This window comes from Streptomyces sp. SA15 (assembly GCF_002291145.1).
Classification (GTDB): domain Bacteria; phylum Actinomycetota; class Actinomycetes; order Streptomycetales; family Streptomycetaceae; genus Streptomyces.
Window position 1 is genome coordinate 1 of record NZ_NTGE01000074.1, and the last position, 13,932, is coordinate 13,932.

Below are 13,932 nucleotides of genomic sequence, written 5' to 3' on the forward strand. Positions count from 1 at the left end.
ACCGCTTCCCCGGCCCAGGCCAGCGCGGTCGCGGCCTCCGCGAGCGGCAGGGCGGCGGCGTACTGCGCGTGCAGCCGCCGCTCGGCCGAGGAACTGGCGTAGCGCCGCAGCCGGGGCCCGGCGAGGGCGTCCTGCGCGTGATCGAGGGCGGCGGTGAGAGCGGCGCGCCGGGCCATGGCGTCATCGGCCCCCGCGGCGTCGAGAAGGTCCGCCACGGCGTCGTAGACGGCGGCGACGGCCTCCCGCTCCCCGTCGAACCGGAAGTCACCGGCGAGGGCACCGGGCGTCGGCAGGACGAGCCGCAGGGCTATGAGCCACCCTGCCCCCACGAGGAAGGCGAGCGCCCGCTGCCACCCCGAGTCGGGCAACGGCATACCGGCCCCGATGGCGGAGGCGACGAGCAGCTGGGTCCCGGCCCCGGAGGCAACAGGTCCCACGGCACTGACACTCCCGGCGACCAGCCCGACGAGGGTGAGCAGCACGGTCAGCGTCACGGCCCCGACATGGTCCCCGGCATACGTCCCGAGGAGCAGCCCACCGGCCCCCGCGAACGCGGGCATCCCGAGCCGCTTGACGGAGGCGCGCCGGCTGCCCGGCCGGTCGTTGATCCCGGCGAGCATGGCGGCGATGGCGGCGACGACACCGAGGGACGTACGGCCGACGATCACGGCGACGAGCAGCAACGGCCCGGCGGACAGAGCCCCTCGCACGACCGCGTTCCAGGGCACCGGCCCCCGTTGGGTACGGAGGGTGTGAGCAAGCCAGGGCGGAAGAGTCAGGGAAACGGAACGCGACACGAGGCTCCTGTCGTCTCGTCGAGGGCAGGGGTGAGCCTTCGGGCGACGGTGGCCGGGCTGTGGGTGGGCCGTAAGGGTGCGGCCTGTGGTCTCCACCGTAGGTCGCGGTCTTGGAGGGGATGGAACGGCCGTATTTCGGGGATGTGACGATCGGTGGAAGGGCCACGTTCTTTATGAACGCAACCCGGCCCGGTCACGCTTCCGGCTCACGCACCTGGCTGGCCAAGCTTTTTCTGGGTGGGGTGCAGGAAGACCTTGCGGCGGCCGAAGTCGCCTTCCTCGAAGGTTTCGGCGACACCGAGCTCGGCGAGTTGCGGCACACCATCCGGGGCACCAGCACAGCGATCATCCAGCATGCCCTGGAACTCGACGAGGAACCGCCCCGCATCCTGTCGGCGGTGGAACGCATCGCGCCCTGCGGCTGAGGCTCGCCACCGGTGGCGAGCCTCAGCCGCAGGGCGCGGCGGATACGAGGATCAACCGGCAGCGGGCACCGGAAGCTTCCCGGACCATATCTCGCGCATGAGTTCCCGGCGCTCGCTCGACGCGGGCAAACGCAGGAAGCCGAGGGAGGGCTCGCGGTGCACACAGTCGATGCCGTAGCGGTGCAGGAGCTCAACGTCCTCACGTTCCGGTGACTCGGGGAACAGAGCGGTGAGGAGGTGCGCGGGCGACGGGCTGTGGGGAGCGTAGTCGAGGAGCTGGGCCAGAGCCTGCCGTACATGGCCGTGGCCGGCGGCGCTCTTCGCCTCGATCACTTCCGCTGCGCCGGCTGCTTCCACGTACATGTCGCTGATGCCGGAGGGGCAGTAGAACCGTCTGGCCGTCAGACCGCGAGCGGCGAGGAACCGACGGTATGCGCGGACCAGTTGGGCCTCGCGACGGTCGACGACTATCAGGCGCCGACTGCGCCGATAACCGGTTTGGTGAGTGTGGAGTTCCTCGAGGGCGGCGATGCGTACCGGATCCGCGTCCCGGGAGGGTGTCGGCAGCTCTTCCACGCTCGGCGTGATCATGAAGTCTTCGAGAACCGCCCGCGCCTTGTCGCCCCGAAGAACCATCTGGCCGGGGAAGTTGTGTGCGGGCTTGTACCCGATGGCCGCGTTCAGTTCCTCGTATGGAATGTCCGCCGAGACCAGGTCCCGGAGGCTGTAGACGGTGTGCCAACTCGGGCCGTCGCCCTTGGGCGGCCAGAGGAGATCGGCGAGTTCGCGGTTGCGGAAGATCGCTCCGACCTCTCCTATCGCACGGACCTGGTTCTGGCCCGTGAACAGGACGACGTCACCTGTGGCCACATCGGCGAACTTCTTGTCATGTGCCGGTACCGCGCCCCAGAACCTTGCTCGCCCTTCCGGGTGAAGTGCCTGGAGCTGTGCCCGTTGGTCGGCCGTGAGCACACGGTCGTGGTCCGGCTGTGTGAAGTCCACTTGCCGGTCGACCGTGTCCGCCCAGTGGCGGCGCGTTCCGGGGCTGCCGTACGACGGGGAGATGAGCACCCGCACCATGTGTTTCCTTCTCGTCTTCTCGTCTAGAGGTCCGTGGCTCGTTCCCGGCTTGCGGTGTCGAAGATCTCCTGGGCATGGGCGATCGCCTGGGCAAGGGTGTCCGGGTCCGTTCCCGCGGACAATGACGCGATGACGCCGTCCACGGTTCGCAGCCCGGCCCGTTCCAGCAACCGCTTCTCATTCGTCACCCACTCCCCCCTCCCCGCCAGCACCCCGTGCCCGGCCTGTACGGCGGCCGTGGCGATGGCGCCCGCGACCTCTGTCAGTCGTCCCACCGGGGCGTGGTTGGCCTTCGCGTACGTCAGTGTGGCGCCGGCCGTGCCGTGCCAGCGGGCGGCGGCAGAGGTGCGCAGCTTGTCCGGGTAGGCCGTCGGGTGCGGGAGGTCGCCCCGCAGCACCTGGTTGACGGCCAGTTCGGCGACCACCAAGTAGCTCGGAATCCCGGCCAGGTGGAACAGCAACGGCTCCACCCGGAACCGCCCCTCCGCCGCCTCCGCCAACTCCCGCTCCACCACGTCGAGATCCCGGTAGTGCACGTCCACGCGCCGCCCGTCGATCGTCAGCCACGCGCCCCCGTTGAACACCCCGCCGCCCCAGCCGCCGATCTCGGAGACCTCGCCCTCCCAGCCGAGGGCGCGGAGGTCGGCGGGGTCGAAGGGGCCTCGGTAGTAGATCGCCAGGTCCCAGTCGCTGTCGGGTGTGTGCGTGCCCTGGGCGCGGGAGCCGCCGAGGGCGACAGCCTGGACGGTGGGGAGGGAGGCCAGGCGGTCGGCGGTCGTGTTCAGGAAGTCGGCGTCGGTGAGGCTGGGCATGGGCGCAGCGTACGTAGCCCGGATGCCGAGCCTCCAGGCAATTACGCCCCGGGCGGCGCCTCAACCCGTCGCCGCCACCCCGAAGTCCGCCCCGGAGATGCCGCCCAGCCCTTCGGCGATCCGCCGCAACGGCTCCCGCAGCGCGGTCAGTTCGGCGCGCATCGTCTCCGCCTCCGGCCAGGCCGCCTCGTGTTCGGGCGGGGCGACGTTCGCCGGGCAGCAGGCCTCGTACGCGGCGAGGCGGGGGTGCCAGGGGGTGGTGAAGGGGCGGATGACGTCGTTGACCAAGGTGTACGCCAGGCTCTGGACCGTCGGCGCGCCGGGCTGCGAACCGGGCTCCAGATGGATGCTGTACGTGTGCAGCGTCGCGCGCGTCGGAGGCGGGAGTGAGCAGACTGCGTACGCGGAGTTCGGCGACGCCGTTCTCGGCGCGCCGGTGCGCGACCGCTCTCGGCACGCCGTCGGCGGCGGCGAGTACACGCTCCGCGTCCTCGACGGTCAGCGGCAGCGGGTGCAGGGCGGCCACGCAGCGCAGGACGTCGGCGGAGTTCGCCGTGTCCACGTCGCGCACCAGGGAGCCGGTCACGTCCTCGTCGGCGAGCGAGTCGAGCAAAGGAGGCGCCCTGGGCGTGCAGGCGGTCGTAGAGGGTGCGCGGCCCGTGTCCCGCGCGGACGGCATGCCGCAGAAGGGCCAGGGCGAGCGGATGGCCCTCGACCGCCTCGCCAGCGCGTCGTCGCCGCCGGCCAGCACGCGCGCGTGGGGTGCGTCGAGCGGTCCCGGGTCGACGGGGGTGCCGAGGCCGTCGTACACACCATGACGCGGCGCCGTGGGTCGCCCTCCCCAAGTCCCGCGAGATAGGCGGTCGTCAGCTCCCACTGGCAGGCCTCGCGCTCGGGGTAGCCGGTGGAGTAGTAAGCCAGGAGTGCCTTGGAGCGGGCGAGTTCGCGCCGGATGGTGGCGTGCGAGGGCTTCCTGCGCGAGGCGCTGTCCTCCCTCTACACCTTCTTCACCACCACCCGCGAGATCCTCCGCCGCTATGGCCCCGACGTCGCCCCGCCTCTGGCCCCCGGCCACGTGAGTGAGCAACCTGATCGGCCTTCCGGCGCCCCCGGTCGCCGCGGTCCCCCGGATCGGGCCCCCCGCGCAGGTCAGAGGGGTTCTGACGGTTCCGGCGCGTAAGGTTGGGCGACCTCACCGGCGGCTCGTTCCTGCGGCCTGAGGTGCCTGAGGAACGCTCGGCGGGGCCGTTGTCGGTGCCGTTGTCAGTGGTGCGCGTTATCAATGAACTCGTCACTCAGCGTAATGACGGGGGAGATCATGATGACGACGTACGAAGGGGATCGCAGGCGTCGACAGGGAGACGGGCACGGTGCGCAGGCGGCGCCACCACCGCGTACCCACCTCTCGGCCGCTGGACTGCGCGCCCGGGGCTGGACGCCCGGAATGGTGCGCCAACTGCTCGGTGAACCCGACCTGTTGCGTAGCAACCCGCTCTTCCATTCTGCGCCGCAGACCCGTCTCTATCGCGTCGAGCGAGTGGAGGCGGCCGAGCGGAGCGATGCGTTCCGGACCGTCGCGGCCACTGCCGCACGGCGGTCCGCCGCGGCGCGGGCCGCCGCTCTGCGCCGGCGGCGGGAAGTGCTGGCGCGGATCGCGGCGGAGCCTCTCGACGTGCCGCGACTGGCTCCGGACCGGCTTGCGGCGGCCGCCGTCGAGCACCGCAACCGCCGGGACGAGGAACGGGCGTACGAGCGGTGGGGCCGTGCACCGGATCCCGCCACGGTCGAGAGCGCCGAGACCGGCGCGCTCGACCGCTGGAAGGTGAACTACCTGCGCCATCGACTGACCCGCTACGACGAGCTGCTGGACGGGCCATACGGCAGCACCGGGCGCGCGGCGGCCGAGGAGTTGCTGCGGCGCAGGGTCTACGCCGCCATCTCCGAGGCGTACCCGGAGCTTGCACAGGAGTGCGAACGCCAGCTACGTGAACGGGAGTGCGGTCCACCGTCGGGATGACATGCCCGGGTGAAGCTCCGTCGATGCCGGACCTGCGGGCGGAGGCGTCCCTACGCTCCGAGCTCATGAAGGATGATCAAGCTCTCCGCGTGCACGAACGCCTCGCGGCCCACCCCGAGTTGCGTCCCGTCGCCTTCGGCGAGGGCCGCCGCTTCGGACTCTGGGATCTCGCCTCGCTCGCCGAGGGCGCCCTCGGCGAGTGCCTCGACCCGGACTCACTCACGGTGACGAGCGAGAAGCGGTGGCGTCTCAGGCTGGGTGCGGCCGGGCGGGAGCACACGTACGAGGACGAGTTCCGCAGGAGGTACTGGATCTGTGCACCGGAGGACCGGCGCGGGCTCGGGCCCGTGGGGACCATCGCCGTCGGCACCTGGCCCATGGGAGCGGGCGCGCTGGGCGTCTCCTCCCTCTACGTCCACCCCGTCGCCCGGCGGCAGGGGATCGCCTCCGCCGCGCTCGACATGGTGTACGAGGCCTGCCGCGCCGAAGGGCTGTACGGGTTCCGTCTGGAGACGTACTGGACCTGGCAGCGGACGGTCCGCTACTACCTTCGGCGCGGGCTGTGGGTCACGTCGTGGAAGCACGCACTGGGGCTGGGCCGGTTGTCGTATCTGCCTCGGTATGAGGTCCGGGAGGGTGAGGAGGGCGAGTTGACGTTTCTGGTGGCCGACGCTGAGGGGCGGTTCGTTCCGTTCCTCGTCGCCGGAAGCGACGACGGGCGGCTGCGGCTGCGGGAGACGGAGGAGTACCGCTGCGGGGCGGACCGGCGCGATTCCGTGAGGCTGTACGCGCGATCGACGCTGGCGTTGCATCTGGCCGTCCGGGGACGGCCGTTGGTGCGAGGAGAGGAGGAGTGGGCCAAAGCGCACTGGTCGTGTGACATCGGGGATCCGGAGGGGCTCGCGTACAAGATCGGCATCTTCGAGCGGGTCGCGCGGGACGGTGGCTGGCGGGTGGAGAGTCCGTACGCCGGCCTCCCCGTCGCGTGAGGCGGGCGCGGGAAATTCGGGTGCGGGCGCGGGTCGGAGCTCGGATGATCGGCGGGTTGTCCGCCGTATCTCTCAGGAGCCCTCGTGATCCGACGCATCACCGCCTCCGCCCTCTTCCCACCGCCCACGTACTCCCACGCCTGTGTCGTCGAGGCCGGCACGAAGCTGGCCTTCCTCGCGGGTTCCGTGCCGCTCGACGCCGAGGGAAGACTCGTCGGCGAGGGCGACCCCGTGCGGCAGGCCGAGCAGGTGATCGCGAATCTGGAGGAGCAACTGCGTGCGGCTGGGAGTGACTTGGCTCATGTCCTGTCGACCGACGTGTACGTCGTGAGCGGCGAGACCGCGGTGCTCTCCGCCGTCTGGGAGGTCGTCGAGGCATCCGGGCTGAGTGTCGGCCCGCACGCCTCGACCCTCATCGGGGTGGCCTGCCTCGGGTACGCCGGGCAATTGGTGGAGATCACGGCGACGGCCGTCGTGCCGGAGGAGGCACGTCCGTGAGCCCTGTCGTCCTGCGCCGCGCCAAGGCTTCCGACGCCGCCGCGGCGGCCAACGTCTGGTTGCGTTCCTTCGCCGCCGCCTTGCCGGAGGTCGTCAGGCCCCACTCCGACGACGCGGTGCGCGACTACTTCCGGGAAGTCGTGGTGCCACTGCGGGAGACCTGGGTTGCCGAGGACGCGGAGAGAGACGCGGTCGTCGGGGTGATGGTGCTCGACGGCGACGAACTTTCACAGCTCTATCTCGCCCCCGACTGGCGCGGACGCGGCCTCGGTGACCGCTTCGTCGCCCTCGCCAGGGAACGCAGCCCCGAGGGGCTGACCTTGTGGACCTTCCAGGTCAACAAGCCCGCCCACCGGTTCTACGAGCGGCACGGCTTCGTCGCTGTCGAGTACACGGACGGCAGTGGGAACGAGGAGCGCGAGCCGGATGTGCGGTACGAGTGGCGGCCCTGAGCGGAACCGTGACCACCGGTCAGCCGGCTCCCGGCCCCCACAGCCTCCTCTTCGGCACCGGCTTCGCATAACTTCCCGTCCGGCTCGTCGTCAGCCCCAGCGTCACCAGCGATTCCGCCAGTTTCACCGCCGCCCCGACCCCGTCGACCACCGGAAGGCCCAGCTTCTCCCCCACCACCCGCTGCAAACCCGTCATCCCCGCACACCCCAGCACCAGGACCTCGGCGCCCGCCTCCCGCGCCCGCTCGGCGGCCGCCAGGAACGCCGTCTCCGTGCGCTCGTCGTCTCCGAGGTCGAGGACGCCGAGGCCGGTGCCGATCACGGCGGCGCAGTTGCGGCCGACCCCGGCCAGCTCCAGGCTGTCCTCGATCTGTCCGCGCGACCGCTCCAGCGTGGTGACGACGCCGTACCGTCGCCCCAGCAGGCAGGCCAGATGAGCGGCGGCCTCGGTGATGTCGACGACGGGTACGTCCACCAGCTCCCGCACGCCCTCGCGCCCGTGCTCCCCGAAGCCGGCCATGACCACGGCGTCGTACGGCGGGCCCTCGTACGTACGCAGCAGGTCGATGACCGCCGCGGCCGACAGATAGCTGTCGAGCCAGCCCTCCGCGGACTCGGGTCCCCAGGACGGGGTCAGTCCGATCACGGTGGTGCCCGGGCCGGCGGCGGCCCGGGCACCTCGTACGATCTCTTCGGTCATCTCCTGCGTGGTGTTGCAGTTGGTGACGACGATTCGCACGCTTCTCAGACCTCCACGGTCTTCTCGGGGACGGCCGCGGAACCGGCCTCGCGTTCGGCGCGGCACAGCATCACGTACAGCCCGGCGGCCAGGGCCGTGCCGATGAACCAGGAGTACGGTGCGACGTCGCTGAAGGTCTTCACCAGCGCGAGCACCGCCGCGACCGCCGCCGAGGGCAGGAACGCCCACAGCGCCTTGGGGTTGACGCCCTTGCGGTAGTAGTAGCGCGAGCCGGGCCGGCCGTCGAACAGGTCGTTCACGTCGATCCGGCCGCGCTTGACCCAGTAGTAGTCGACCATGATCACGCCGAACAGCGGGCCCAGGAAGGCGCCGAGGCCGCCGAGGAAGTAGTTGACGACCGTGGGGTTGGAGAACAGGTTCCACGGGGTCACCAGCAGCGCCACCACCGTACTGATCATGCCGCCGACCTTGAAGGTGATCTTCCGCGGCCAGACGTTGGCCAGGTCGTACGCCGGTGAGACGAAGTTGGCGACGATGTTGACGCCCATGGTGGCGATGGCGAACGTCAGCGCGCCCAGCACCAGCACCCAGGTGTTGCCGATCTCGGCGACGAGGTAGGCGGGGTCGGTGATCTCCTTGCCGAACACCTCGTAGGCGCCCGCCGTGACGATGACCGACACGATCACGAAGGCCGTGGAGTTGACGGGCAGGCCCCAGAAGTTGCCGCGCCGGACCGTCTTGTAGTCGGGCGCGAAGCGGGAGAAGTCGCAGAAGTTGAGCATCAGCGTGCCGTAGGTGGCGAGGATCAGGCCGACCGCGCCGAACCACTGGCGCCACTGCTCGCCCACGGAGACCGGGTGCGGGGTGCTGGTGAGCGAGATGGTCCAGCCGGCCTTGGCGAGGATCCAGACGGCGAGGGCGATCATCACGACCCAGATGGCCGGCCCGCAGAAGTCCTGGAACTTCCGCACCGACTCCATGCCCCGGCTGATGATCGCCGCCTGGACCAGCCACAACGCGACGAACGACAGCCAGCCGAGCGCGTCGAGCCCCAGGAAGGAGTTGTGCGTCCACGACTCCAGGCTCGGCCAGGCCGCCAGCAGCATCACGTTGACGGCGACGGATGCCAGGTAGGTCTGGATGCCGTACCACATGATGGCGATGACCGCCCTGATCAGGGCGGGGATGTTGGCGCCCCACACACCGAAGGAGATGCGGCTGACCACCGGGAAGGGGACACCGGTGCGCTGTCCGATGCGGCCCATCAGGTTCATCCCGATGTAGATGATCACGAAGCCGACGAGCAGGGACGTGAAGATCTGCCAGACGTTCATGCCGAGGAAGAGCAGACCGGCGGCGAACGTGTAGTTGCCGAGGTTGTGGACGTCGGACATCCACATGGCGAAGAGGTCGAAGACCTTCCAGTTGCGCTTGCCCGCGGGCGCGAGGTCTTCGTTGGTGAGCCGGGGATCGGGGACGAACGCTGGTGCGCCGGTGGCTTCGGCGCGGTCGGCGAGGGACACGGGGCCTCCAGGGGCGAGGGGACGGCGGAGGACTGCTTGCGGGGGAAGGCGTTTGGTATACCAAACTGCGGTCATGCTCCTCCCGTCAACCGTTCCGACCGATGTCGCTCTTGTTAACGCTCCGTAAAACACCCCCCGAGTCGGCGAAGATGGGCCCATGAGCTCCATGACGAAGATCGAACCTCTCGGCGCGGTGCGCGAGCGCGTTCTCGCCGCCCTGCGACAGGAGATCATCGCGGGCGGCCTGCGCCCTGGCGACCGGCTGGTCGAACGCGAGCTGGCCGAGCGCTTCGGGGTCTCCCGGGTGCCGGTCCGCGAGGCGATCCGCGCCCTGGTCGCCGAGGGGTTCGTCCACTTCGAGACACCACGCCGTACGGTCGTACGCCGTCTCACCCCGGACGACGTCAAGGAGCTCTTCGAACTGCGCGAGGCGCTGGAGGTCTACGCCGCCGGGCTCGCCGCCGCCCGCGCGACACCCGATGATCTGGCCGAGGTCGAGGAGCTCCTCGACCTCGCGGCCGCCGCAACCGAGGCGGGGGACGCCGAGGCCATCACCGACATCAACAGCCGCCTGCACGACCGGATCGTGGCGATGGCGGGCAACAGCCTGCTGACAGCCGCCCTGGAACCGGTCGCCGGCCGCCTGCGCTGGATGACCCGCCGGAACGAGGAGTGGCCCCAACTCCTCGTCGAACACCGCGAGTTGTACGAGGCGATCGCCTCGGGCGACCCGGCCCGGGCACGGGCGCACGCGCTGACCCATGTGCGGACGAACTATCGGTCCACCATGCGGCATCTGTTCGAAACCCCATCCGATGCTTGAGGCCCGTGTGAGCGTCAGCGGCGGGCGTATGTGTCCGTCGCCGCCACCAGCGCCTCCGCCATGTCCGGCGCGCCCGCGTTGTGTCCCACGTCGTCGACGATGACCAGCTCACTGCCGGGCCAGGCATGGTGGAGCCGCCAGACGGTGCCGAGGAGGTTGCCCAGGTCGAGGCTGCCCTGGACGAGGGTGCCGGGTATGTCCTTCAGCAGGTGCGCGTCCCGCAGGACGACGCCCTCGTCGTTGCCCTCGCCCATGAAGTGGTCGTTGCCGAAGTAGTGCGTGACGGTGCGGGCGAAGGCCATGCGGAACCGCGGATCCTCGAAGCGCGGGACCGATCGGGGCGCCGCGGGAATCGCCGCCGTCTCCCAGTCCGTCCAGGCGCGCGCGGCCCGCCCCCGCACCTCGGGGTCGGGTGACTCGATCAGCCGGTTGTAGGCGGCGGCGAGGTTCCCGTCTCGCTCGTCCTCAGGCAATTCTCCGACGAACCGCTCGAAGGCCTGAGGGAAGATCTGCCCAAGTCCCCTGGTCAGCAAGGCCACTTCGGGGTTGGAGCCGGTCGCGACGCCGGTCAGGACCAGCTCGGACACGGCGGCCGGATGCGTCTGCGCGTACCGCAGCCCCAGTACCGACCCCCACGACACGCCCCACACCAGCCATCGCCCGATCCCCAGATGCCGCCGCAGCAGCTCCAGGTCGGCGATGAGATGAGCCGTCGTGTTCACGCTCATATCGGTGTCGTACACGCTCGCGTGCGGTGTCGAACGCCCGCAGCCACGCTGGTCGAGCAGCACGATCCGGTACACGGCGGGGTCGAAAAGCCTCCGGAAGTACGGCGTGCAGCCGGACCCCGGCCCACCGTGCAGCACCAGTGCCGGCTTGCCGTGCGGATTCCCGCAGGTCTCCCAGTGGACGAGGTTGCCGTCTCCGACGTCCAGCAGGCCGTGGTCGTACGGTTCGATCTCCGGGTAAAGGGCCATTCGGGGACCTTAACCGTCGTACGACGGCCTCGTCGCCTCATTTCAGGCCGTGCAGCCCCGCCGCCCGCGCGGCCGTGCGCAGCACCTCTCGCAGCATCGCCGGTGTGAGCCGTCCGGTGAAGGTGTTGCGCTGGCTGACGTGGAAGCAGCCGAAGAGCTCAAGCCCGTCCAGCGACACGTGCGCGCCGTGCGCGAAGGCCGGTCGCGGTCGGGGGACCGTCCAGCCCGCCTGCGCGAACGCGGGCAGCGCGGCCTGCCAGCCGAAGGCGCCGAGCACGACCACGGCCCGCAGCGTCGGCCGGAGCAGGTTCAGCTCCTGGACCAGCCAGGGCCGACAGGTGTCCCGCTCCTCAGGTGTGGGCTTGTTGGCGGGCGGGGCGCAGTGCACGGGCGAGGTCACACGCACGCCGTACAACTCCAGGCCGTCGTCGGCGGTGACCGAGGTGGGCTGCGAGGCGAGCCCCACGTCGTACAGCGCCTGGTACAGCACGTCTCCGGAGCGGTCGCCAGTGAACATCCGTCCGGTGCGGTTGCCGCCGTGCGCGGCCGGGGCGAGACCGACGACGAGCAGGCGGGCCTCGGGCGGGCCGAAGCCCGGTACCGGTCGGCCCCAGTACGTCCAGTCGGCGAAGGCTGCGCGCTTGCCGCGGGCCACCTCCTCGCGCCACGCCACCAGCCGAGGACAGGCCCGGCAGCCGGCGATCCGCTCGTCGAGCCCGGCGAGCCCGGCGAGCCCGGCGAGCCCGGCGGAACCGGCCGGCCTGGCGGGACCGACGGGGCCGTTGGTGTCCATGCGTCCACCGTACGACCGTGCCCAAAACCCTCTGAGCGACTCGGCACCGGGCATTAAGGTCGAAGACATGGTTGCGGAACGTACGGACGACGACAAGACGGGCGGGACCGGCGGGACCGGCGGTACTGGCGAGGACGTGGATCCCAAGGTCGCCGCCGCGGTGGCCGCCGCCGAGGCAGCCGGTCCGCAGAGCGGTGAGAGCGTGCGCATCGACAGCTGGATCTGGTCGGTCCGGCTGGTCAAGACCCGTTCCATGGGAGCCGCCGCCTGCAAGGGCGGGCACGTTCGGGTGAACGGCGAGCGCGTGAAGCCCGCGCACTCCGTGCGGGTCGGCGACGAGGTGCGCGTACGGCACGAGGGCCGGGAGCGCGTCGTCATCGTCAAGCGCCTGATCCGCAAGCGGGTCGGCGCCCCTGTGGCCGTCCAGTGCTACGTCGACAACAGCCCTCCGCCCCCGCCCCGCGAGGCCGTCGCCCCGGCCGGCATCCGCGACCGCGGCACGGGCCGCCCGACCAAGCGCGACCGCCGCGAGCTGGAGCGCCTGCGGGGACTGCTGGGCGGAGGCAGCCCCGAGGGGCACTGACAGCCACGGCGACGGCGGCGGCGGTGATGTCCGGACCAGGCCTTTCGACCTGCCGGACGCCACCGCCGTCGCCGTATCCGTAGCCGCGGTCGTAGCCGTGGCCGTTGCCGTTGCCGTTGCCGTACGGTCTTCGCACGGCGTGGATCGCGCTCCTCACGCCTGTCGTCGCACCAGCCGCAGCAGATCCGCATTGTGCCCGCGCCGCGCCCAGGCGATGAGGGCGAGCGGCACGATCAGGATCAGCGGTGTCGCCGCGTTCTCCCCGTCGAGGGCGGTGAGCGAGACGACGAACGCACCCACCATCAGTCCGCTCAGCGCCATCGCCGCCACCGACTGCAGCGCCGGGATCAACAGCGCTGTCCCGCCGGCCAGTTCGAGGACACCGATGGTGTACATCCCCGCGCTGCCCCAGCCCATCTTGTCGAAGCCCTCGACGGCCGTGGGGTGCGCAATCAGCTTGGGCAGCGCGCTCGCGATCACATAGAAGAGGGCGAGGAACACCTGCAGGGCGCGCAGGGCGATACGGGCACGGCGTCCGCGGGCGGTCGCGGACTCGGCGACGACGGTACGGGCGGTGGGGGCAGAGCCGGCGGTGACGGAAGCGGTGGTCTCGGACATGAGGGTCTCCTGTGTGAAGCGGTCCGTGGTGCTGTCACAGGGGTAGACGGACGCCGGCTCCGAAACTCATCGCTGTTCTCCAACTCACCTCGGCTGCCTAGGAGGCGGGCACGGCCCGCACCCAGATCCGGTCCTCCGTCAGGTACTTGTCCACCCTCAGACCCGCCTCCGCCAGCGCCTCCTCGAACTGCTCCTTCGTCAGCGGACGGGTCTGAAAGGTCTGGGTCCAGGTCGCGTCCGGGAACTCGTACTCCGCGTGCACCGAGTTCACGCCGTCCCCCACCGGCTCCGACGACACGATCCGCACGGTGAAGCCGCTGGGGTCGACCCGCTCGCGCGGTATGTTCATGTGGTAGTCCTCGCCCTCGCGCTGGATGAGCACGCAGCCGTCCTCCGCGACGTGCCGTGCACACGTGCTCAGCCGTGCCTGCCGCTCCTGGAGGTCGCCGGTGTGCACGAGGAACGACGCGAGCATCACCACGTCGAATCTCTCACCCAGATCGAGGTCCTCGATCGTGCTGCGTATCGTGCGCGCTCCGCGGACGCGCTCCAGCATCTCGGCGGACTCGTCCACCGCCGTGACCGTGAACCCCCGCTCCAGCAGCGGATGGGTCATGCGCCCCACGCCGCTGCCCAGCTCCAGGATGCGCGCGCCCGCCGGAACAGCCGCGGCGATGATGTCCGGTTCGTCCCCTGCGGACAGCCGCGAATAGAGCTCGACCGCACAGCCGTCCGGGGTGATCGCCCCCGGTCCCGTCCCCTGATGTCCCGCTCGCATTTTCAGCTCCATGCCCGTCCAACGGACCGCACCCGCACGCCCGTTCCCACCCGGCATGCGTTCACCC

Annotated in this window: 17 protein-coding genes and 1 pseudogene; 8 read left to right on the plus strand and 10 right to left on the minus strand. The window is 70.7% G+C overall.

Annotated features, from left to right (window positions below; translation table 11 throughout):
• Window positions 1-797 (minus strand): annotated as a pseudogene (locus tag CLM62_RS13355) (FUSC family protein); the annotation flags it as partial.
• A 119-nt stretch (window positions 798-916) separates the two neighbouring features.
• Here CLM62_RS13355 and CLM62_RS13360 point away from each other — a divergent pair.
• On the plus strand, window positions 917-1,222 hold the full coding sequence (locus tag CLM62_RS13360) for a hypothetical protein (protein ID WP_143659051.1): 306 nt from the start codon (window positions 917-919) through the stop codon (window positions 1,220-1,222).
• A gap of 51 nt (window positions 1,223-1,273) precedes the next feature.
• Here the strand turns inward: CLM62_RS13360 and CLM62_RS13365 are convergent, their stop codons facing one another.
• Genes CLM62_RS13365 through CLM62_RS51455 form a run of 3 tightly spaced genes read right to left on the minus strand, consistent with a single transcriptional unit; the run spans window position 1,274 to window position 3,402 of the window.
• Window positions 1,274-2,302: a hypothetical protein gene (locus CLM62_RS13365; protein WP_095750074.1), complete on the minus strand. Its 1,029-nt coding sequence runs from the start codon at window positions 2,300-2,302 to the stop codon at window positions 1,274-1,276.
• A 23-nt stretch (window positions 2,303-2,325) separates the two neighbouring features.
• Window positions 2,326-3,114, minus strand: coding sequence for a nucleotidyltransferase domain-containing protein (locus tag CLM62_RS13370; RefSeq protein WP_095750075.1), 789 nt, complete (start codon window positions 3,112-3,114; stop codon window positions 2,326-2,328).
• Between the two features lie 60 nt (window positions 3,115-3,174).
• Window positions 3,175-3,402, minus strand: coding sequence for a hypothetical protein (locus tag CLM62_RS51455; RefSeq protein ID WP_257003827.1), 228 nt, complete (start codon window positions 3,400-3,402; stop codon window positions 3,175-3,177).
• A gap of 98 nt (window positions 3,403-3,500) precedes the next feature.
• Between CLM62_RS51455 and CLM62_RS51460 the strand changes: the two genes are divergently transcribed.
• From CLM62_RS51460 to CLM62_RS13400, 5 genes are all read left to right on the plus strand, one after another.
• Window positions 3,501-3,932, plus strand: coding sequence for a hypothetical protein (locus CLM62_RS51460; protein ID WP_257003828.1), 432 nt, complete (start codon window positions 3,501-3,503; stop codon window positions 3,930-3,932).
• A 503-nt stretch (window positions 3,933-4,435) separates the two neighbouring features.
• Window positions 4,436-5,131: a hypothetical protein gene (locus CLM62_RS13385; RefSeq protein WP_257003829.1), complete on the plus strand. Its 696-nt coding sequence runs from the start codon at window positions 4,436-4,438 to the stop codon at window positions 5,129-5,131.
• A 65-nt stretch (window positions 5,132-5,196) separates the two neighbouring features.
• Window positions 5,197-6,120 (plus strand): GNAT family N-acetyltransferase, encoded by a 924-nt coding sequence (locus CLM62_RS13390; protein ID WP_179382082.1) that lies wholly within the window; start codon window positions 5,197-5,199, stop codon window positions 6,118-6,120.
• A gap of 84 nt (window positions 6,121-6,204) precedes the next feature.
• On the plus strand, window positions 6,205-6,618 hold the full coding sequence (locus tag CLM62_RS13395; RefSeq protein ID WP_095750079.1) for a RidA family protein: 414 nt from the start codon (window positions 6,205-6,207) through the stop codon (window positions 6,616-6,618).
• Window positions 6,615-7,070, plus strand: a complete 456-nt coding sequence (locus CLM62_RS13400; RefSeq protein WP_095750080.1) for a GNAT family N-acetyltransferase — start codon at window positions 6,615-6,617, stop codon at window positions 7,068-7,070. Before CLM62_RS13395 ends, CLM62_RS13400 begins: the two co-directional genes overlap by 4 nt.
• A 19-nt stretch (window positions 7,071-7,089) precedes the next feature.
• On the opposite strand, the gene CLM62_RS13405 is transcribed toward CLM62_RS13400, so the two are convergent.
• Window positions 7,090-7,809, minus strand: a complete 720-nt coding sequence (locus CLM62_RS13405; RefSeq protein ID WP_095750081.1) for an aspartate/glutamate racemase family protein — start codon at window positions 7,807-7,809, stop codon at window positions 7,090-7,092.
• A gap of 5 nt (window positions 7,810-7,814) precedes the next feature.
• Complete coding sequence (locus CLM62_RS13410) at window positions 7,815-9,293, minus strand: NCS1 family nucleobase:cation symporter-1 (protein WP_095750082.1); 1,479 nt, start codon at window positions 9,291-9,293, stop codon at window positions 7,815-7,817.
• Between the two features lie 157 nt (window positions 9,294-9,450).
• Here CLM62_RS13410 and CLM62_RS13415 point away from each other — a divergent pair, with 157 nt between their 5' ends.
• Window positions 9,451-10,116 carry a GntR family transcriptional regulator gene (locus tag CLM62_RS13415; RefSeq protein ID WP_095750083.1) on the plus strand — a complete coding sequence of 222 codons (666 nt, stop codon included), beginning with the start codon at window positions 9,451-9,453 and terminating at the stop codon, window positions 10,114-10,116.
• Window positions 10,117-10,130: 14 nt separating this feature from the next.
• Here the strand turns inward: CLM62_RS13415 and pip are convergent, their stop codons facing one another.
• Complete coding sequence (gene pip, locus CLM62_RS13420; RefSeq protein ID WP_095750084.1) at window positions 10,131-11,093, minus strand: prolyl aminopeptidase; 963 nt, start codon at window positions 11,091-11,093, stop codon at window positions 10,131-10,133.
• A 37-nt stretch (window positions 11,094-11,130) separates the two neighbouring features.
• Window positions 11,131-11,886, minus strand: a complete 756-nt coding sequence (locus CLM62_RS13425; protein WP_257003830.1) for a uracil-DNA glycosylase — start codon at window positions 11,884-11,886, stop codon at window positions 11,131-11,133.
• Window positions 11,887-11,953: 67 nt separating this feature from the next.
• Between CLM62_RS13425 and CLM62_RS13430 the strand changes: the two genes are divergently transcribed.
• A complete protein-coding gene (locus tag CLM62_RS13430) occupies window positions 11,954-12,469 on the plus strand; it encodes an RNA-binding S4 domain-containing protein (protein ID WP_095750085.1) in 516 nt (171 codons plus the stop codon).
• A 153-nt stretch (window positions 12,470-12,622) separates the two neighbouring features.
• On the opposite strand, the gene CLM62_RS13435 is transcribed toward CLM62_RS13430, so the two are convergent.
• Together CLM62_RS13435 and CLM62_RS13440 are read right to left on the minus strand one after the other, a co-directional pair.
• Window positions 12,623-13,087 (minus strand): DoxX family protein, encoded by a 465-nt coding sequence (locus tag CLM62_RS13435; protein ID WP_095750086.1) that lies wholly within the window; start codon window positions 13,085-13,087, stop codon window positions 12,623-12,625.
• Between the two features lie 97 nt (window positions 13,088-13,184).
• On the minus strand, window positions 13,185-13,865 hold the full coding sequence (locus CLM62_RS13440) for a bifunctional 2-polyprenyl-6-hydroxyphenol methylase/3-demethylubiquinol 3-O-methyltransferase UbiG (protein WP_095750087.1): 681 nt from the start codon (window positions 13,863-13,865) through the stop codon (window positions 13,185-13,187).
• Window positions 13,866-13,932: the final 67 nt, after the last annotated feature.

Bases quoted from the DNA above. Each gene is read 5' to 3' on its own strand.
- CLM62_RS13360 (WP_143659051.1), top strand. From the start codon at position 917: ATGGAACGGCCGTATTTCGGGGATGTGACGATCGGTGGAAGGGCCACG.
- CLM62_RS13365 (WP_095750074.1), bottom strand. From the start codon at position 2,302: ATGGTGCGGGTGCTCATCTCCCCGTCGTACGGCAGCCCCGGAACGCGC.
- CLM62_RS13370 (WP_095750075.1), bottom strand. From the start codon at position 3,114: ATGCCCAGCCTCACCGACGCCGACTTCCTGAACACGACCGCCGACCGC.
- CLM62_RS13385 (WP_257003829.1), top strand. From the start codon at position 4,436: ATGACGACGTACGAAGGGGATCGCAGGCGTCGACAGGGAGACGGGCAC.
- CLM62_RS13390 (WP_179382082.1), top strand. From the start codon at position 5,197: ATGAAGGATGATCAAGCTCTCCGCGTGCACGAACGCCTCGCGGCCCAC.
- CLM62_RS13415 (WP_095750083.1), top strand. From the start codon at position 9,451: ATGAGCTCCATGACGAAGATCGAACCTCTCGGCGCGGTGCGCGAGCGC.
- pip (WP_095750084.1), bottom strand. From the start codon at position 11,093: ATGGCCCTTTACCCGGAGATCGAACCGTACGACCACGGCCTGCTGGAC.
- CLM62_RS13425 (WP_257003830.1), bottom strand. From the start codon at position 11,886: ATGGACACCAACGGCCCCGTCGGTCCCGCCAGGCCGGCCGGTTCCGCC.
- CLM62_RS13430 (WP_095750085.1), top strand. From the start codon at position 11,954: ATGGTTGCGGAACGTACGGACGACGACAAGACGGGCGGGACCGGCGGG.
- CLM62_RS13435 (WP_095750086.1), bottom strand. From the start codon at position 13,087: ATGTCCGAGACCACCGCTTCCGTCACCGCCGGCTCTGCCCCCACCGCC.
- CLM62_RS13440 (WP_095750087.1), bottom strand. From the start codon at position 13,865: ATGCGAGCGGGACATCAGGGGACGGGACCGGGGGCGATCACCCCGGAC.